The sequence below is a fragment of the Limosilactobacillus balticus genome (assembly GCF_014145615.1).
GTDB classification, from domain to species: Bacteria; Bacillota; Bacilli; order Lactobacillales; family Lactobacillaceae; genus Limosilactobacillus; species Limosilactobacillus balticus.
In genome coordinates, this window is sequence record NZ_JACIVH010000065.1 from 5001 (window position 1) to 23317 (window position 18317).

An 18317-nucleotide genomic window follows, 5' to 3' on the forward strand; every position below is an offset into this window, starting at 1 on the left:
CCCTTTTTCAATGTCCTGTTTGTGAACAGCCAATGGAGAAAATCGAAGGAAACAGTATTATTTGTGGAAATAGTCATCGCTTTGACTTTAATCGGCATGGTTATCTTCATTTTCTCAATGGGGCTGCTAATACTGAATATGATCGATCAATGTTTGAATCTCGTCGTCAGCTATTAAATGCAGGCCTATTTAAGCCAATTATTGAAAATATTAGTAAATTCTTACCTTCAAAATCTTTAAAGATCTTAGATGTGGGGACTGGGGAAGGAACCCCATTATTACAATTAGAAACGATTCGTGCTAATTATAATGATACGATGATTGGCTTTGACATTTCTAAACCAGGGATAACACTTGCTACTCAGTTACCGTTAAAAGCCTTTTTTTGTGTAGCTGATTTACGTAAATTGCCTTTTAATGATGAGAGTTTTGATTGTATATTAGAGCTGTTTTCTCCATCTGATTATCAAGAGTTTAACCGGGTTCTAAAGAAAGAGGGGACCCTTATTAAGGTAATTCCTAACGCTAACTACTTAGTCGAATTACGTCACCTCTTATATAAAACAGGAGAACGCAATTACCACTATGATAATTCACGAGTAATCGAGTTATTTAAACGACATTATCCGCATAGTAAAGTTGAAACGGTAACCTACCAATTTAGAATCCCAGACGGCTTACAACAATCAATGTTAGAAATGACACCTTTACACTGGGGAGCAAACGCTAAAAGATTATCTAAAGAAGAATTAACTCAATTGAAAACAATTACGGTGGATGTAAGCTTATTAATTGCGAAAAAAGCTAATTAATTATTGCAACATTACTAAATTAGTGCTAAATTATTATAAGAAATCGTTTGATAATTGACATCGAATATAAGTGTTTCGTTGGTAATTATCAAGGAGTACTTCATTAAAGCAGCGTTTCGCCGTGCCCACACCGAGACCCTGCTTTTTTTATTTTATTAAGGAGATTTTATTATGACAAACCATATTGTCTTGTTTGAACCATTATTTCCAGCAAATACGGGAAATATTGCGCGAACTTGTGCGGGGACAAATACTGAATTACATTTAATTAAGCCATTAGGATTTTCAACTGATGATAAGCATATGAAACGAGCTGGATTAGACTACTGGGATAAAGTAAAGATTACATATCATGAGGACTTACCTTCATTTATGAAGACTATTCCTGATATTAACCGCTTATATATTGTTTCTAAGTTTGCTACCCATGATTATAGTGATGCTGATTATACGGGTGAAGGAGATCATTATTTCCTATTTGGGAAAGAAACCACTGGGTTGCCTGAACGTTTTATGCAAAAATACCCAGAAAATGCTATCCGGATTCCACAAAATGACAATAATATTCGAGCACTGAATTTATCGAATAGTGCAGCGATTGTTATTTATGAAGCTTTGCGGCAACAAAGTTTTCCTAATTTAGCCCGAGTTCATAAATATGAATTCGATAAATTGAAGTAACCTTAAGGAGGCAGTAATGCGATGGCGAGAAGGAAAAAGGCATCATCCCGCCGGACAAGAGGGAAAAAACAACAGTATCGATTAATTGATAATCTGTTAGGAATAATTGTTTGCCTCTTAATGTTAGTTGGCTTATTTAATTTAGGAGTATTAGGAACTTTTCTCGATAACTGTTTTAAGATTTTTGTAGGATCATCCTTTCCAATTGCGATGATTATTGTTTTTCTCTATGGATTATGTTTTGCATTGTATGGGCATCGTCCACATTTCAAAAAACGTTGGATTGCAGGAGCTATTATTGCCTATATTGGTTTATTGATGTGGCTTCAGACAGTAATGTTTCAGCGTCTGAATCTTCATGCAAAGGTAATCGAAACTACTTGGAATAGTCTTAGTAAGGTTATTTTTAACGGTGATTCAACTGTTCCGGTTGGTGGAGGGATGATTGGTGCTTACCTATACAATGGAAGTAATATTTTAATTTCAGAAGTTGGGACAGCGGTATTGTCATGGTTGTTAATGATTATCGGAATTATTGTCTTTTTTGCATTACCATGGCGCGAATTTCTAGTAAAATGTGGGATTGGCATTAAAAAATTTGGAGCAGCAATAGTTAATGCTCACGATCAATTAATGAAAAAGAGAACGGAGAGAGCAACTAAAACAACCACGGTACCATCAATTAGTGTGCCTCTTAGTAAAGCATCACGACAGGTCAAAGATTTCTTTGCAGACCAAGAACCAGCAGAGCCATCACCACCAGTTTCTTCTCCATCTATAATTTCCCAAGACCCTGTTGAACCAACTATTAGGGTCGCAAGTGAAAGTCAAGTGGAAGGAACTCATAGTGGTACCCAAGATGAGCAGACTTCGAAACAACATGACGATACGGAAATTAAACTTGCAGGAATTGATGCTAAAGAAGATAATGATTACCAATTGCCACCAGTCAGCCTGCTAAGTCAAGTAAAAGCAACAGACCAGCAAGAAGATTTGAATAATATCAAAAAGAACACCAAAACACTTCAGCAAACCCTAAAATCTTTTGGTGTGGATGCAACAGTTGAAAATGTTAATTTGGGTCCTTCCGTTACCAAATATGAGTTACGCCCAGCAGTAGGAGTAAAAGTCAGCCGAATAACCCATTTGGCTGATGATTTAGCCCTTGCCCTTGCGGCTAAAGATATCCGGATTGAAGCGCCAATCCCGGGGAAATCATTAATTGGGATTGAAGTTCCAAACCAGCAAATTGCAACAGTTGGTTTTCGCGATATGGTCGAAAATGCTCCTAGTAATGATAATCCCATGGAAGTTCCGCTTGGTCGCAGTGTCACTGGGGATATCAAAATGGCCGATCTAACTAAGATGCCACACCTCCTTATTGCCGGGGCAACGGGTAGTGGTAAGTCTGTTGCAATCAATGTTATCATTACAAGCATTTTATTAAAGGCTAAACCGCATCAAGTAAAGATGTTAATGATTGATCCTAAAAAGGTCGAATTAAGTGTTTATAATGGTATTCCTCATCTTCTCAGTCCAGTAGTTTCTGAACCCAAGAAGGCAGCCCGTGCGTTAGGAAAAGTTGTTGCAGAAATGGAGCGTCGTTACGAATTGTTTGCTAAATTCGGTGTTCGTAACCTGGATGGGTATAATAAATTGGTTAAACAACAAAATGATGACCATCCTGATGAAGTTCAAGCTAACTTACCATTGATTTTAGTTATTGTTGATGAATTAGCGGACTTGATGATGACCGTTTCGCATGATGTTGAAGATGCAATTGTCCGAATTGCACAAATGGGGCGGGCTGCTGGTATTCACATGATTTTGGCAACTCAACGTCCTTCAGTTGATGTTATTACAGGGCTTATTAAGGCTAACGTTCCTTCTCGAATTGCCTTTGCGGTTTCTAGTGGAGTTGATTCGCGAACTATTATCGATACTAATGGGGCAGAAAAGCTCCTTGGTCGAGGTGATATGTTATTTGAACCAATCGATCAAAATAAGCCAGTCCGAATTCAAGGCGCATTTATTTCTGATCATGATGTTGAATCAGTAGTAGACTTTATAAAAAACGAGCGAGCAGCTGAGTATGACGATAATATGGTTGTAACTGATAATGAAATCGAGCAAGAAGAACAAGCTGAGGAGGAAGATGAATTGTTCCCCGAAGCATTAGATTTTGTGGTTGATCAACAAAAGGCATCAACTTCGCTAATTCAGCGTCGTTTTAGAATTGGTTATAATCGTGCAGCAAGAATTATTGATGATATGGAACAGCGTGGATTTATCGGACCAGCTAATGGATCGAAACCACGTGAAGTTTATAAGCAAAAACGTGAGGAATAAAAAAGACCGGAGAGTTTCTTCTCCGATCTTTTTTATTCCGACTGCGTGGATGTTTAATAGGCTAAATTAAGTTTAAGGATGCAACTGCTCCAAAGATTAAAGAACCAAGCATTGCAATTAACATCAGCCAAATAGCAACCATGGTGATTTTTTGGAAACGAGTTTTCTTTTTTCGCTGCATTATTAACCATCCTTCCATTTTTATCAATAATAGTAGTGTAACGCATCTTTAATGTCTTTTTCAAATCTAGTTTTGAATTATGTTAAACTTAGATTACTTAACTGAAGAGAAGGGAACTGAAAAGGTTGAGGGTTAGTATTCAGGTTGTAATTTTAGAGATTATTTTATTATTAGTGATTGGGGTAGTAGAACGATTATTAGTACGAATATTTCATCATCCTAAAAAGACAAAACATTTGTGGTGGGGATGGACAATTATTTTATGGCTTCTTATAATTTTTAATATTGGCTTTTATTGGCCAGCCTATCCCATTGCCTTATGGATGATTCTAGCTCTGCTATTAATTGTTTTACAAATTATTCACAATCATGAATTCATTTATCGCCGTTACTGGCCAGTATTTTGGCACTATTCGGCATATTATGCTTTAATCATATATATTGGTAGCTTAATTATTTCACCATGGTTACCGTTGATATAAAAATATTAAGTGAGTTGGAGAAGTAAATTCCTACTCACTTTTTTGTGTCTATTACTTTTTGGTAAAATTCACAAAATTACGTGGTGAGAAGTGGGGGATTGTGGTAGACTTGACCTATAACATGGTGAAGGAGGACATTAGTCGTGTTAATGGGTGAATTTACACACACTATTGATTCCAAAGGCCGACTAATTATTCCTGCCAAATTTCGAGAACAATTGGGGGCACACTTCATTGTTACTCGGGGGTTAGATGGATGTTTGTTTGGATATCCATTAAATGAATGGGAACTTTTAGAACAGAAGCTAAAGGCACTCCCATTAACGAAGCGTGATGCACGTGCATTTGTACGCTTTTTATATTCTGCCGCGACAGATTGCGAATTTGATAAACAAGGACGGATTAATATTCCGATAACCTTACGCACTCATGCTTCCCTTAAAAAGAAGTGTGTAATCGTTGGTGTTTCCAATCGCTTAGAAATCTGGAGCGATGAACGGTGGAATAAATTTGCAAGTGAAACAGCTGATAATTTTGACGAGATTGCAGAAGATCTTAATATTGATTTTTAATGGAGGTTTTAGTTGATGGCAGAATTTAAACATGTAACGGTACTTTTAAAGGAGGCCGTAGCAGGATTAAATGTGCAACCAACAGGTACCTACGTTGATGCGACATTAGGTGGTGGTGGTCATACGCAAGCTATTTTACAACAGCTCGTGGATGGTCACCTATATTCTTTTGACCAGGATCAGACTGCGATTAATTACAATAAAGAACACTTAAAAACAGCAATAGAGCAACAAAAATTAACATTAGTTGAAGATAACTTCCGCAACTTAAAAGTGGAATTGAATAGTTATAATGTAAAACATGTTAATGGAATTTTATATGATTTAGGTGTTTCTTCTCCACAATTCGACGATGCTAAAAGAGGTTTTAGCTATCAGCATGATGCACCCTTAGATATGCGGATGAATCAGGAACAAAAATTATCGGCAATGGAAGTTGTTAACGAATGGCCATATGAACGCCTAGTTAAGATCCTTTACCGATATGGAGAGGAAAAATTTGCTAAGTCGATTGCTAGAAAAATTGAACAGCATCGAAAAATAGCACCAATAAAGACAACATTTGAATTAGTTGATGTGATTAAAGAAGGGATTCCGGCAGCAGCTCGTCGTCATGGTGGACATCCGGCTAAAAAGAGTTTTCAAGCTATTCGAATAGCAGTTAACGACGAATTAGGTGCTTTAGAGGAATCGTTAGAACAAGCATTAGACTTGCTGGATGTTGGGGGACGAATAAGTGTCATTACCTTCCAATCACTAGAAGATCGGTTAGTAAAGACGATGTTTCGTGAAAAGACTTCATTAAGTGGGGATGTACCGCAAGGGTTACCAGTAATTCCAGCGGGAATGGAGCCAAACTTCAAATTAATTAATAAAAAGCCGATTGTAGCTAGTGTTGAAGAGTTAGCAGCAAATCATCGTGCGCATAGTGCCAAGTTGAGGATAATCGAGAAAATTAGAAAAGGAAAGTGACATAATTATGGTTTCAAATGCGGCAAGGCAACTTGCGGGAGAACAACAACCACAGCAAGCGCCAAGAAGAAAGACTTATCAACAACCCAAGATTTCTCCCAGCCCGGTTAGATGGTCAAAGTTTGAAAGATTTTTAGTAGCAATAGGAAGTTTAATCACACTAGGGTTAATGATTAGCTTACTTTCGACGAAGATTAGTATTAATAATCAACAACGGCACTTACAGGATACTCAAACACAAATCACTAAAGCGAAAAGTAGTAATACAAGTTTACAGCAAGAAATTGCTGAATTGACGACTCAATCGCATTTGAAATCAGCAGCACATAAATATGGATTATCAGATAAAAATTCAAATGTAAGGAACGTTAATAAATAATGAATAAGAAGCCACAACGAACGAAAAATAGGGGACATAGAGAAAACCGAGGGACCTTTGGCAAATGGCTCTTTCTAATCACGGTTGGATTGTTTACCTTATTTATCGTTCGTTTTGCGTATATCGCAATAAATAAAGATGTTCAACATGTTAACTTACGCTCGCAAGCTGAGCAAATTTATACTCAGCAACGAATTATTCAAGCGCGCCGGGGTGACATTTATGATTCAGAAGGAAACCCCTTAGCAACTGATACAAGTAGATATACCCTCTATGCTGTTCTTGATCGAACCCAAAAATCTTCTGATGGTAAACCATTATATGTAAAGAATCGACAAAAAACTGCGAAGATATTATCACAATATATTGACCTGACACCAAAACAAATTGAAAAGATCCTTAAACCAAAGGGACAAGCCTATCAAGTTGAATTTGGAAGCGCTGGAAGCAACCTTTCTGTTTCAACGATGCAGAAGATTAAAAATCGGCATTTACCAGGGATTAACTTTATTGCTACCCCAGCACGTCAATATCCAGAAGGTGAATTTGCTTCTCAAATAATTGGGATGGCAACGCCTAAGATTAAAAATGATAATGGGACTGAAGAGACAAATTTAGTTGGACAATTAGGCTTAGAAGGCTACTTTAATAAGCAATTGACTGGAACAAATGGATTAAGAAAAGATAAACAGGATGTCTATGGATACCAGATTGCTAATTCAAAGCAGGTAACTAAGAAAGCCATCAATGGGGATAATATCTACACTACGCTTGATTCACAAACCCAACATTTTCTCGAAAATAAAGTTAATAAGGTTTATAAAAGTTCTAATGCCAATGCAATGACTGCAGTTGTAATGGAAGCTAAAACGGGTAAAATTATTGCCGCTACTCAACGGCCAACTCTTCATGCAGAAAATAATCCGGTTTGGCGGAATATGCTAGTTCAAGATGCTTATGAACCAGGCTCCGTAATGAAAATTTTGTCTTTAGCTGCTGCCATTGATACCGGACATTTTAATCCTAATGCAACCTTTAATTCTGGAACATGGGCCATGGGCGGTGGAAAAATCACTGATTGGTCAAGTTCTGGTTGGGGGACAATTTCCTATAAAGATGCTTTTGACATGTCTAGTAATGTTGGGTTTGCTCATGTAGAACAAGACATGGGAGCAGATACGTGGATGAAGTACATTAAACGATTTGGCTTGTTAAAAAAAGTAAATGTTATCGGAATGGGTAATGAGGTTAATGGTTATACTTCATTTAAAGGTATCCTTGCTCAAGCTAATACCGCCTTTGGACAGGGAATTACTGTAAATGTCATGCAGATGATGCAGGCGTTCAGTGCTATTGGTAATAATGGTAAAATGATGAAACCTTACATTGTTAGCAAAGTTGTAGATGGTAATAGCGGAAAGACAATCCAAAAGGTTAAGCCTAAAGTCGTTGGGCAGCCAATAAAAGCATCAACAGCGAAAAAGGTCCTTGGATACATGCAAGGCGTTGTTTATGATCAAAAAGGACTTGGTCACGATTATCAAATTAAGGGTTACCGAATTGCCGGAAAGACAGCTACTGCACAAATTGGTGGTGCTCATGGTTATTCAACTGGTGATACAAACTACCTTTACTCATTTGCAGGGATGGCACCGGCTAAAAATCCAAAGTATATTATGTATGTCACCCTTCGCCAACCGCAAAACCTAAAAAAACCAGCAACCAAACAAATTGCCAGTGTCTTTAATCCGACAATGAAAATGCTATTAAGCCAACAAAAGGTTGCGGAAAAGGCCAAGAAAAAGGTTATTACAATGCCAAATGTTGTTGGGCAATCAAGTGATGATGCTAATAAGAAACTATCAGGTAAAGGAATGCAAGTAATCGTCGTTGGCTCTGGCAAGAAAGTTAAACAACAATCAGCAGCTCCCGACGAACAAGTATTAACAGATCAACATGTTATCCTTGATACCGGTGGCGAGTATAAAATGCCAGATATTTCTGGATGGAGCTCTGCTGATGTTCAACAATTAGCTAAGATTCTTAAACTAAAAGTAAAAGAAAATGGAAACGGCTATGTTACTCAGCAAAGTATTTCGCCTGATACAACTATTAAGCGAGGAACAACTTTGACTGTTCAATATGAAGCTAAAAACTAGCAGAGAAACTAATTGGAGGTAAATATGAATTTCTTAAGTGCAGTTTTGACTATTCTTAGTTCATTCTTAATTACATTTTTATTAATGCCCTCATTGATTAAATACTTTCGGGCAAAAAAAGAGGGACAACAAATTCGTAAAGAAGGTCCTACCTGGCATGCCAAAAAGGCTGGGACGCCAACAATGGGGGGATTATTGTTCATCTTTTCTGCAGTAGTAACAATTTTATGGGTTGCTGCTTGGCAAGGGTTAATTACAAATACGCTATGGGCACTCCTCTTTGTCCTAGTTGTTTATGGCCTGATTGGGATGTGGGATGATAGCATTAAAATCTTTCACCATCAAAATGAAGGATTTAAGCCATGGCAAAAGGCGCTATGTCAGGTCTTAGCAGCAATGGTCTTTACTGTTATTTATCAACATGAAGGCTTTCAAATGGGCTTTGGAACAACTCAAATTGGTTGGCTTTACGGTTTGTTTATTATTTTTTGGATCGTCGGTTTTTCAAATGCAGTTAATTTAACTGATGGACTTGATGGTTTAGTAAGTGGCCTTTCTATTATTTCTTTTGCAGCTTATTTAATCATTGCCTTAGTAAACCTCAATCAACCAGGTTATCCGGAAATTGCCCTTTTCTGTTTAGCAATGATCGGAACTTTACTAGGCTTCTTCCCCTACAACCATAAACCCGCTAAGATTTTCATGGGTGATATGGGATCTTTAGCAATTGGGGCATCCTTAGCCGCTGTTTCATTGTTATTACATCATGAATGGTCTTTATTAGTAATTGGAATTGTTTATGTTTGTGAAACTGCTAGTGTAATTCTTCAAGTGGCTTCATTTAAAACAACTGGTAAACGAATTTTTAAGATGACGCCAATCCATCATCATTTTGAAATGAGTGGGTGGAGCGAATGGAAAATTGATATTGTATTTTGGCTTGTAGGGTTAGTGGCTGCAATTATTGCTGTTACAACAATCTTATTAGTTGGTTAGGAGTAAAGAGAAATGAAAAAAATTGATGAATATCAAGGTAAAAAAGTTCTTGTAATGGGTTTCGGAATTAGCGGAATTAATGCGGCCCACTTATTGGTAAAACTTGGTGCAAATGTTACTGCTAATGATAAAGCAACTCCTAAAAATAATGATATTGTTGAAGATTTAGAAGCTGACGGAATTAAAGTAATTACTGGTAATAATCCCATTTCATTAGCTAATGAAGGCTTTGATGTTGTAGTAAAAAATCCTGGAATTCCCTATGATAATCCATTAGTAGCTGCCTTTGTTAAGCAGGGGACACCCATTATTACAGAAGCAGAATTAGGATGGCAAATTTTTGATGGTCACCTTGTAAGTGTAACCGGAAGTAATGGGAAGACTACTACAACAACTTTAACCCAGTTAATGATTGCTGAAAATGCAAAACATCAAGTGAAATATGCAGGAAACATTGGAATCTCCTTTAGTAAAATTGCTGAAGATTTAGAGCCAGACGATACATTGGTTACAGAATTATCTAGTTTCCAATTATTAGGAGCACCAACAATTCGCCCCCATATTGCAATTATCACTAATATTTTTTCTAACCATTTAGACTATCATAAGACACGGGAAAACTATATTAATGCAAAGCTTAATATTACTCGGAATCAAACCAAAGATGATTTCTTAGTTATTAACTGGGATCGTGATGAATGGCAAAAGATTGCTCAGCGTAGTCAAGCTACTATTGTGCCATTTTCTCGTTTAAACAAAAGCCATGAAGGAGCTTATGTAGAAGATGGAATGATTTACTGGCGTGGGCAAGAAGTTATGCCAACCAAGGATATTCGATTGATCGGTCCCCAAAATGTAGAAAATGCATTGGCCGCAATTGCCGCGGCAAAATTAAGTGGCGTTACAAACGATGCAATAAAGAAAGTTTTAACAACATTTAGCGGCGTTCGTCACCGTTTGCAATATGTGATGGAATACCAAGAACGACTTTTCTACAATGATTCCAAATCAACTGATATTGAAGCTACTGAGGTTGCCTTACAAGGTTTTGATCGCCCGGTAATTCTTTTAGCAGGTGGTCTTGATCGTGGGTATACCTTTGAACGGTTAGTTCCTTACTTTAAGAAGCACGTCAAGGCAATGATTGTTTTTGGTGAATGTAAAGATAAAATGAGGGATGCAGGAAACCAGGCTGGCGTTCCAGTGATTGAAAGCGAAAATGCGATTACTGCGGTACCAGAAGCATGGAAGTTGAGTGAGCCAGGAGATGTCATCCTTCTCTCTCCCGCTAATGCTAGTTGGGATCAATTCCCGAGCTTTGAGGTTCGTGGTGATAAATTTATTGAAGCAGTTGAAGACTTAACAGGAAAGAAGGAACAATAAGATGCGGTTATTGGTATCAGGTGGCGGAACTGGTGGTCATATCTACCCGGCATTAGCATTGATTGAACGCTTAAAGCAGGTTGAGCCAGATACTGAAGTGTTATATGTTGGAACAACCCGTGGCCTTGAGAATAAAATTGTACCGGATGCCGGAATTAAGCTTGAAACAATGCACATGCAGGGCTTTAAGCGTTCTCTTTCTCTTGAAAATTTTAAGACTATTTATCTTTTCTTAAACTCTGTTCATCATGCTAAAAAAATTATTAGTGAATTTAAGCCTGATGTTGTTTTAGGTACTGGAGGATATGTAAGTGGAGCTGTCCTCTATGCTGCTGCGAAGAAACATATTCCAACAGTAATTCATGAGCAAAATAGCGTCGTTGGAGTAACAAATAAGTTTTTAAGTCGCTATGTTGATCAAATTGCAATTGCGTTTGAAGCTGCACGCAGTCAATTCCCTGCTGATAAAGTTACAATGGCAGGTAATCCTCGTGCTCAACAGGTAGCGGCCAAAAAAGATAGTGATTTTTCATGGACAAGTTATGACTTGAAAGAAGATGTTCCAACCTTAATGATTTTTGGGGGAAGTCAAGGAGCACCAAAAATCAATAAGACAGTTGTCGATGCAATTCCAGAATTCAATAAGCGTCCTTATCAGGTTATTTTTGCAACTGGCCAAAAACGGTACGATGATGTAAAGAAGCAGCTTGCAGAAGGCAATATTAAACCAGCTGATAATGTTAAAGTTGTTCCTTACATAAAAGATATGCCAGCTAAGATGCCACGGGTAGCAGCTTTAGTATCTCGAGCAGGAGCAACTACTATTGCTGAGGTAACAGCACTCGGAGTTCCGACAATTTTAATTCCTAGTCCGTATGTTACCGCTAACCACCAAGTAAAGAATGCTCAGGCTTTAGTTAAGAATAATGCAGGCTTAATGATTACAGAAGATAAGTTAGATGCTCGGGCATTATTGACGCAAGCAGATAAGATTATGGAAGATGAAGAAGTACGTAAAAAGATGGCTCTTGCTGCTGAAAAGATGGGACGACCTGATGCTGCTGATAGGCTAATTAAGGTCTTGCATAAGGCGATTGATGAACACAAAAAATAAAGTATAGATTAGGAAGGAGGAGAACAGGTGTTGGATGATAAATCGGCTATTGAACATCATAAATATTCGAAGCGATTAACTGAATTAGAAAAGCGGAGTGCTGCCGCTCAACAGCGACAACAGAAAAAGAAGCCTTCTAAAACTCATGTTGGTAATAAGATTCGCGGAATTAAGATTAAGCGCTACGTTTCTAACGGAGAACGAGTCTTAAAATTAGTGATATTATTCAGTCTTATTCTCCTCTTTATGATTTATATTATTTCTCCCTTGAGCAAAATTAACACGCTTCATGTAACTGGTAATCATGACTTGACTAAAGAGCAGGTAGAAAAAAATACAAATATTTATCCAGGACGTTTTATATGGGGCGTTTATCTTACCCGTCATCAACTTATTAAACAAGCTGTTCGTAAAAATCCTCAAATAAAAAGTTTAAGGATTGAGGTAACTGGCCCTCAGTCTCTGCGAATATCTGTAAAAGAAAATGCTCTTTTAGGGACAGCAGTGATGAATAATGATACATACGCTGTTTTAGCTGATGGTCAATTGCAGCGAACGAAAACTGCTGACAATGGTATTGCTTATAAGCGTTTTGATGGTCATAAAAAAGCTCTTGCTGCAACAGCTGCTCAACTAGGAAAACTGAAACCGGCAATAAGAAATGGTATTTCAAGTGTGAGTTATCAACCAACTAAGGAGTATCCAGATCGCGTGATTATTTATATGCGTGATGGTAATACAGTTTATGGCGATTTAAATACTATTGGGGATAAAATGGGATATTACCCTGCAATTGCAGCAAGTATGAAAAATAAGGGAATTATAGATCTTCAAGTCGGAGCTTATTCTTATGATTATGGATCTAAGGATAAATGATTTTGTGAAAAACCTTGATAATTACCTTTTTTGTCATTGTTTATCTGTGGTAAAATTCTTATATAGGTTAAAAATACAATTAATTTAATTAATGATAGTCTTAGGAGGGTTCCTTTTAGAATGAATAATTCAGAAGTATACGTTGGATTAGATATTGGAACCACCTCGATCAAGGCACTGGTGTGTGAAAGTGTTAAGGGTCAGTTGAAAGTTATTGGTGTTGGTGTAGAACGATCGGCAGGATTAAACCGAGGAGTTATTGTCGACATTGATAAAACCGCCCAGGCAATTTCGGCGGCGGTAGCACAGGCCGAGGAAAAGTCCAACGTAGAGATTCAAAGTGTTGTAGTTGGCTTACCGGCAAATTACTTACAAATGCAACGAGTACACGGTATGATTACGATTGCAACCAGAGGACAATCAAGAGAGATTGTTAACCAAGACGTAATTGACGTTGCTCGTGAAGCGTTGACGCAAAGTATTCCCCCTGAGCGGGAAATAATTGATTTAATTCCAACAGAATTTACTGTTGATGGCTTTTCTGGTATTAAGGACCCCCGTGGAATGGTTGGTGTCCGTTTAGAAATGAAGGCCACCTTGTATACAGGACCTAAGACCATTATTCATAATACAAAAAAGGCAGTTCAACAGGCAGGATATGACATTAAAGATTTTGTTATTACGCCGATCGCAACAGATTTTAACCTCCTTAATGATGGAGAGCAAGATTTTGGGACTGTTGTTATTGATTTAGGTGGCGGTCAAACAACGACCAGCATTATTCATGATCATCAATTAAAGTATACTTATGTTGATCCTGAAGGTGGAAAATATATTACTAAAGATATTTCTACGGTCATGAATACATCATTAAAAAATGCTGAACAACTTAAGCTAAACCATGGATATGCTATGGCATCCTTAGCTGACGAAGATGTCCAAGTTGACGTTGATGTTGTTGGCCAAAATGATCCTGTCCAATATTCAGAGCAGTATTTATCAGAAATAATTGAAGCACGAGTACGGCAAATTTTTGATCGTATTCAGGATAAACTTAAGGCTATTCATGCTCCTGAATTACCGGGAGGAGTAGTTTTGATTGGTGGAGTGGCTGCTCTGCCAGGAGTTAAGGAACTTGCTGAACAATACTTTACTGGTAATATTAAAGTGAATGTTCCAGAACAAATGGGCATTCGTCATCCTCGCTATGCTGTTAGTTTAGCTTTGGGGATGTATGAAAATCAGTTATCAGATATTGATCGATTAATTAAGCAAACTGTTCAACGAATTGATACGATTAAGAGTCCCCATGAAGAAAAAGGACAAGCTGTTAATCAGTCACGTCAACAATGGAGTGAAAAATCTGATAAATTACAACGTTCACAGCGAGAAGCACAGCAGCAACCAGTTACTGAAGAGCCTGCGCCAAAGAAGAAAAAGCAAAACGGCCTAAGTAATCGGTTTAAAAACATTTTTAATAATTTATTTGACTAATTTGGAGGAATACTGCTATGGATAACGAAACGTTCGCTAACGACAACCAATTTGCGGAAGCGCAAATCAAAGTAATTGGTGTTGGTGGAGCTGGCGGTAATGCCGTCAACCGAATGATTACTGAAAAGGTACAAGGTGTTGACTTTATTGTTGCTAACACCGATTTACAAGCATTAAATAATTCTCAAGCGACAACCAAGATTCGCTTAGGACCTAAATTAACAAAAGGATTAGGTGCTGGTTCAAATCCAGAAGTAGGTGAAAAGGCTGCCCAAGAAAGTGAAGAACAAATTAAAAAAGCTCTTGAGGGAGCAGATATGGTCTTCATTACAGCCGGAATGGGTGGTGGAACTGGTACCGGAGCCGCCCCAGTTGTAGCTAAACTTGCTAAAGATAGTGGTGCATTAACTGTTGGTGTTGTGACTCGTCCGTTCTCATTTGAAGGACCTCGTCGAGCACGCTATGCTGCAGAAGGGCTTGAAAAATTAAAGTCAAATGTTGATACTTTAATTATCGTTGCTAATAATCGCTTATTAGAGATGATTGATAAGAAGACGCCAATGATGGAAGCATTTAAGGAAGCTGATAATGTTCTTCGTCAAGGTGTGCAAGGTATTTCAGACTTAATTGTTACCCCAGGTTACATCAACTTGGACTTTGCTGATATTAAGACGTTGATGTCTAATCAAGGTTCGGCCTTAATGGGGGTTGGTGCTTCAACTGGTGAAAACCGTGCTACGGAGGCAACTAAGAAGGCTATATCTTCTCCATTACTTGAAGTGTCAATTGATGGTGCTCAACATGTCTTGATGGATATTACTGGTGGTAAAGACTTATCGATGTTTGAAGCTCAAGAAGCATCAGATGTGATTAAACAAGCTGCTGGAACTAATGTTGATATTTCATTCGGTATGTCCCTAAATGAATCGATGGGTGATGAAGTTCGCGTTACTGTAATTGCCACTGGGATTGATAAGAAAAAGAAAATTCAACAACAAAAGCCAACAGAAAAAGAAGCACCACGAGTAACGCGGTCTATTCCACAAGAAGAACAACCCGTTGAACAACCAAAGCAACGAGATCCTTTTGATGGTTGGAATGATCCAACAGCCGATACAAGTAACCAATCAAGAAATTCTGATAACGAATTTTCTCACGTTACTAAGCCAGAATTTAACGTATTTAACGATGATGCGGCTAATACGGATGACAATGATGATACTAACTTATCGACTCCACCGTTCTTCAAGAATCGTCGTAAGTAAATAATTTAGCAAAAAGGTGGATTTTTAATCCGCCTTTTTCTGTTTAGCACTATTAAGGAGGGTAAAACAATGGCGGCAAATTTTTTAAAAAGCCTATTTGGTGAAGAAGACATTGATGAACAAGACGGTCTCTATGAAACGAGTGAACAAGTTTCAACGCCAGCAAACACAAGCAATAAAGTAGTTTCAATTAATAGCGGGCGTCTTAACCAAATGAGTCAGATTTCCTTATATGAACCCCGTCTTTATGCAGATGTAAAGCAGATTGCATCCCAATTATTAGAGGGGCATGCGGTGATCGTTAACTTCACTCAAATGGACGCGAATGTTGCAGCACGGTTAGTAGACTTCTTAAATGGAACCGTTTTTGCAATTGATGGTGAAATGAAACGGATCGGAAAGGAAATTTTCCTCTGCACCCCTAAAAACTATGAAATTTCAGGTAGTTTAACGAGTAATCTAAAAAATGATGGTGATAAATTTTAATCACTAAAAGGAGTTAATATGATCGCATTTTTATTATGGGCTCTTAATCAATTAGTTGATGCTTATATTTTAGTAATAGTTGTGTGGTGTATTATGTCATGGTTTCCTAATGCGCGTAATTCACGACTTGGTGATATTATCAATCGGTTGGTAGAACCTTATATGCATTGGTTTGACTTTATTCCTCCAATCGGGGGGATAAGTTTTGCGCCGATGATCGCTATTCTTGTACTATATTTTGTCCAAGCAGGATTAGCACAAATAGCAGCAATCATTTAATTAATTTAAGAGGAAGTAGATTTGAGCGAAGATAACATTAAACAACATTTTCGTCCGGATGAAGCCACCCTTATTGACCAAGCGAATGACTGGGTAGCTACTGCTGAAGGCCAATATCGTCCTGTCCTCACTCCTTTTTTAAATCCACGGGAACGTTTTATTGTCCAAACGATTGTTAATCGAAATAACAATGTTAAAATAACAATGTATGGTGGTTGGCAAGGCGCAGAAATGCAACGAGTTCTAATTTATCCGCCTTATTATGAACCCTCTATAGAAGACTTTGCTTTACAGGCTTTAGAGATAAACTATCCTGTTAAGTTTTCAGAACTTCATCATCGGCAAATTATGGGAACATTGATCGGTGAAGGGATGGAGCGGAATACATTTGGTGATATTTTAACTGATGGATCGCATTGGCAAGTTATTGTAACAAAACCAATGGCAGAGTATTTACGTAAAAACGTTGAACATATTGGTCGAATTAAGATTAAATGGATTCCGATCGCAACAGAAGCAGTGGTAACACCTAAAGAGGAATGGGTGCCGATAGTTACAACAGTTTCATCACTACGGTTAGATGTTGTGATAGCTGCAGGCTTTAATTATTCACGAAACCGGGCAAAGCAATTAATAGAGCATGGTCAAGTTCGATTAAATTGGGAAGAGATTGATCGTCCAGATTATCAAATTGTGGTTCATGATTTGATATCTGTGCGTCATGGTGGTCGCCTTAGAATCGATATGACCAATGGAAAAACAAAAAAAGATAAAGAAAGAATTACCATTTCAGTTGTAAATGCGTAATTTGAATGGAGGAATTTACTCATGAGTTTGACGGTTGATCAAATTAATAATAAGCAATTTAATACCAAGATGCGGGGTTATAATCCTGAAGAAGTGCAAGAATTTATTCAGGAAGTTTCACAAACAGTTCAACAATTAATAACTGAAAATAATAATTTACGAGAACAAGTACGTGCTAATGATAGCAAGATTAAGTACTTTGCTGACTTGAAAGATTCTTTAAATAAGTCAATCCTAGTTGCTCAAGAAGCTGCTGATAAGGTTAAAAATAATGCTAAGCGTGAAGCAGATATTATGATTCGTGAAGCGCAAAAGCAAGCAACTGATATCGTTTCAGAAGCTAACGATAAGTCAAATCAAGTAATTGAAGATGCTGCTAATTCTACTAAGAAGTTGACAAGTGAAACTAATGATCTTCGTAAACAGACTCGGATCTTCCGCCAACGTCTTCAAGTTATGCTTGAATCTCAATTAGAAGTCATTAAGAGTAATGAATGGGACAAGCTTTTGGAAAATGATGACTTGAGTAAATATGACGAAATTGAAAAAATTTTAGGTAGTCGTCTTGACAGCAGTTCAGCAACCAGTGTAGAATCAACTGCAACAACTGCTAGTGAAGAACAACCTGTTGAATCAGAACAGCCTGTTGCTTCTGCTGAACAAACGGAAGAAGAGAGTGCACCTGCACAACCAACAGCTGTTAACGATGACAAAGGATCAGATGCACCTGAAACTGTTGTTGTCTTCCCTGATAATAACAAGTAAATCACTAGGATCGTATTTTAATAAAATCGTTGAAGAGAATTGGAATAATTATCATAACGTTAAAGCGAGTCAACAATTGGTGAGAGGTTGATAATGTTTAAATATTCCTGATCATCTCGGAGTACCTCATTTGAGTTAGTTAGGATGAGGCGGTTCATTATCGTTATCTAATGACATAAGGAAACTTTAATCTTAAAGTTTTAAATCCGGGTGGTACCGCGAAGAAGCTTCGTCCCAGTAATGGGAGGAAGCTTTTTTATTATTA

Annotated in this window: 19 protein-coding genes and 1 other annotated feature (1 of these 20 only partly in view); of the genes, 18 read left to right on the forward strand and 1 reads right to left on the reverse strand. The window is 37.6% G+C overall.

All coding sequences use genetic code 11. The annotated features are described in order from the left end of the window. The 3 genes from H5S10_RS05445 to H5S10_RS05455 all read left to right on the forward strand — a co-directional run. On the forward strand, positions 1 to 812 hold the 3' portion of the coding sequence (locus H5S10_RS05445) for a methyltransferase domain-containing protein (RefSeq protein WP_182586245.1). The gene continues 46 nt to the left of window position 1, outside the view; the window shows 812 of its 858 coding nt (coding positions 47-858); its start codon lies beyond the left edge, outside the window; it ends in the stop codon at positions 810 to 812. A gap of 171 nt (positions 813 to 983) precedes the next feature. Further along, a complete protein-coding gene (locus H5S10_RS05450; RefSeq protein ID WP_078009603.1) occupies positions 984 to 1493 on the forward strand; it encodes a tRNA (cytidine(34)-2'-O)-methyltransferase in 510 nt (169 codons plus the stop codon). A 21-nt stretch (positions 1494 to 1514) separates the two neighbouring features. Further along, a complete protein-coding gene (locus H5S10_RS05455; protein ID WP_182589005.1) occupies positions 1515 to 3842 on the forward strand; it encodes an FtsK/SpoIIIE family DNA translocase in 2328 nt (775 codons plus the stop codon). Between the two features lie 61 nt (positions 3843 to 3903). On the opposite strand, the gene H5S10_RS05460 is transcribed toward H5S10_RS05455, so the two are convergent. Continuing rightward, positions 3904 to 4023 (reverse strand): DUF4044 domain-containing protein, encoded by a 120-nt coding sequence (locus H5S10_RS05460; protein WP_003666746.1) that lies wholly within the window; start codon positions 4021 to 4023, stop codon positions 3904 to 3906. A gap of 125 nt (positions 4024 to 4148) precedes the next feature. Between H5S10_RS05460 and H5S10_RS05465 the strand changes: the two genes are divergently transcribed. From H5S10_RS05465 to H5S10_RS05535, 15 genes are all read left to right on the forward strand, one after another. Then, the gene (locus H5S10_RS05465; protein WP_231795512.1) at positions 4149 to 4505 is read left to right on the forward strand and encodes a hypothetical protein; all 357 of its coding nucleotides are present in this window, start codon (positions 4149 to 4151) and stop codon (positions 4503 to 4505) included. Positions 4506 to 4648: 143 nt separating this feature from the next. Further along, positions 4649 to 5077 (forward strand): division/cell wall cluster transcriptional repressor MraZ, encoded by a 429-nt coding sequence (gene mraZ / locus H5S10_RS05470; protein ID WP_182586111.1) that lies wholly within the window; start codon positions 4649 to 4651, stop codon positions 5075 to 5077. A gap of 15 nt (positions 5078 to 5092) precedes the next feature. Next, positions 5093 to 6049 carry a 16S rRNA (cytosine(1402)-N(4))-methyltransferase RsmH gene (gene rsmH / locus H5S10_RS05475; RefSeq protein WP_182589006.1) on the forward strand — a complete coding sequence of 319 codons (957 nt, stop codon included), beginning with the start codon at positions 5093 to 5095 and terminating at the stop codon, positions 6047 to 6049. Between the two features lie 7 nt (positions 6050 to 6056). Continuing rightward, positions 6057 to 6428 carry a cell division protein FtsL gene (gene ftsL, locus H5S10_RS05480; protein WP_182586109.1) on the forward strand — a complete coding sequence of 124 codons (372 nt, stop codon included), beginning with the start codon at positions 6057 to 6059 and terminating at the stop codon, positions 6426 to 6428. Further along, a complete protein-coding gene (locus tag H5S10_RS05485) occupies positions 6428 to 8587 on the forward strand; it encodes a penicillin-binding protein (protein WP_182589007.1) in 2160 nt (719 codons plus the stop codon). The genes ftsL and H5S10_RS05485 overlap by 1 nt, the downstream gene beginning before the upstream one ends. A gap of 24 nt (positions 8588 to 8611) precedes the next feature. Continuing rightward, positions 8612 to 9583: a phospho-N-acetylmuramoyl-pentapeptide-transferase gene (gene mraY, locus H5S10_RS05490; protein WP_003666758.1), complete on the forward strand. Its 972-nt coding sequence runs from the start codon at positions 8612 to 8614 to the stop codon at positions 9581 to 9583. A 12-nt stretch (positions 9584 to 9595) separates the two neighbouring features. Continuing rightward, positions 9596 to 10966, forward strand: coding sequence for a UDP-N-acetylmuramoyl-L-alanine--D-glutamate ligase (gene murD, locus H5S10_RS05495; RefSeq protein ID WP_182589008.1), 1371 nt, complete (start codon positions 9596 to 9598; stop codon positions 10964 to 10966). A 1-nt stretch (position 10967) separates the two neighbouring features. Next, a complete protein-coding gene (murG, locus tag H5S10_RS05500; RefSeq protein WP_182589009.1) occupies positions 10968 to 12080 on the forward strand; it encodes an undecaprenyldiphospho-muramoylpentapeptide beta-N-acetylglucosaminyltransferase in 1113 nt (370 codons plus the stop codon). Positions 12081 to 12107: 27 nt separating this feature from the next. Further along, complete coding sequence (locus H5S10_RS05505; protein ID WP_094502535.1) at positions 12108 to 12956, forward strand: cell division protein FtsQ/DivIB; 849 nt, start codon at positions 12108 to 12110, stop codon at positions 12954 to 12956. A 120-nt stretch (positions 12957 to 13076) separates the two neighbouring features. Then, entirely contained in the window at positions 13077 to 14450 is a 1374-nt protein-coding gene (gene ftsA, locus H5S10_RS05510) for a cell division protein FtsA (protein WP_182586103.1), read from the forward strand. Positions 14451 to 14467: 17 nt separating this feature from the next. Next, complete coding sequence (gene ftsZ / locus H5S10_RS05515) at positions 14468 to 15715, forward strand: cell division protein FtsZ (RefSeq protein ID WP_182589010.1); 1248 nt, start codon at positions 14468 to 14470, stop codon at positions 15713 to 15715. Between the two features lie 69 nt (positions 15716 to 15784). Beyond that, positions 15785 to 16201: a cell division protein SepF gene (locus H5S10_RS05520; RefSeq protein WP_003668316.1), complete on the forward strand. Its 417-nt coding sequence runs from the start codon at positions 15785 to 15787 to the stop codon at positions 16199 to 16201. 18 nt (positions 16202 to 16219) lie between these two features. Beyond that, positions 16220 to 16480 carry a YggT family protein gene (locus H5S10_RS05525; RefSeq protein WP_003668315.1) on the forward strand — a complete coding sequence of 87 codons (261 nt, stop codon included), beginning with the start codon at positions 16220 to 16222 and terminating at the stop codon, positions 16478 to 16480. A 21-nt stretch (positions 16481 to 16501) separates the two neighbouring features. Continuing rightward, positions 16502 to 17287, forward strand: coding sequence for a YlmH family RNA-binding protein (locus H5S10_RS05530; RefSeq protein WP_182589011.1), 786 nt, complete (start codon positions 16502 to 16504; stop codon positions 17285 to 17287). A gap of 21 nt (positions 17288 to 17308) precedes the next feature. Continuing rightward, complete coding sequence (locus tag H5S10_RS05535) at positions 17309 to 18052, forward strand: DivIVA domain-containing protein (RefSeq protein WP_182586100.1); 744 nt, start codon at positions 17309 to 17311, stop codon at positions 18050 to 18052. A gap of 20 nt (positions 18053 to 18072) precedes the next feature. Continuing rightward, positions 18073 to 18292, forward strand: a binding site (T-box leader). The last annotated feature ends 25 nt before the right edge of the window (positions 18293 to 18317 follow it).

What these genes read in the sequence shown, in the direction of transcription:
- H5S10_RS05450 (WP_078009603.1), top strand. Translation starts at nt 984, where the DNA reads ATGACAAACCATATTGTCTTGTTTGAACCATTATTTCCAGCAAATACG.
- mraY (WP_003666758.1), top strand. Translation starts at nt 8,612, where the DNA reads ATGAATTTCTTAAGTGCAGTTTTGACTATTCTTAGTTCATTCTTAATT.
- H5S10_RS05525 (WP_003668315.1), top strand. Translation starts at nt 16,220, where the DNA reads ATGATCGCATTTTTATTATGGGCTCTTAATCAATTAGTTGATGCTTAT.
- H5S10_RS05460 (WP_003666746.1), bottom strand. Translation starts at nt 4,023, where the DNA reads ATGCAGCGAAAAAAGAAAACTCGTTTCCAAAAAATCACCATGGTTGCT.
- rsmH (WP_182589006.1), top strand. Translation starts at nt 5,093, where the DNA reads ATGGCAGAATTTAAACATGTAACGGTACTTTTAAAGGAGGCCGTAGCA.
- ftsZ (WP_182589010.1), top strand. Translation starts at nt 14,468, where the DNA reads ATGGATAACGAAACGTTCGCTAACGACAACCAATTTGCGGAAGCGCAA.
- H5S10_RS05485 (WP_182589007.1), top strand. Translation starts at nt 6,428, where the DNA reads ATGAATAAGAAGCCACAACGAACGAAAAATAGGGGACATAGAGAAAAC.
- H5S10_RS05455 (WP_182589005.1), top strand. Translation starts at nt 1,515, where the DNA reads ATGGCGAGAAGGAAAAAGGCATCATCCCGCCGGACAAGAGGGAAAAAA.
- ftsL (WP_182586109.1), top strand. Translation starts at nt 6,057, where the DNA reads ATGGTTTCAAATGCGGCAAGGCAACTTGCGGGAGAACAACAACCACAG.
- ftsA (WP_182586103.1), top strand. Translation starts at nt 13,077, where the DNA reads ATGAATAATTCAGAAGTATACGTTGGATTAGATATTGGAACCACCTCG.
- murD (WP_182589008.1), top strand. Translation starts at nt 9,596, where the DNA reads ATGAAAAAAATTGATGAATATCAAGGTAAAAAAGTTCTTGTAATGGGT.
- H5S10_RS05535 (WP_182586100.1), top strand. Translation starts at nt 17,309, where the DNA reads ATGAGTTTGACGGTTGATCAAATTAATAATAAGCAATTTAATACCAAG.
- H5S10_RS05520 (WP_003668316.1), top strand. Translation starts at nt 15,785, where the DNA reads ATGGCGGCAAATTTTTTAAAAAGCCTATTTGGTGAAGAAGACATTGAT.
- murG (WP_182589009.1), top strand. Translation starts at nt 10,968, where the DNA reads ATGCGGTTATTGGTATCAGGTGGCGGAACTGGTGGTCATATCTACCCG.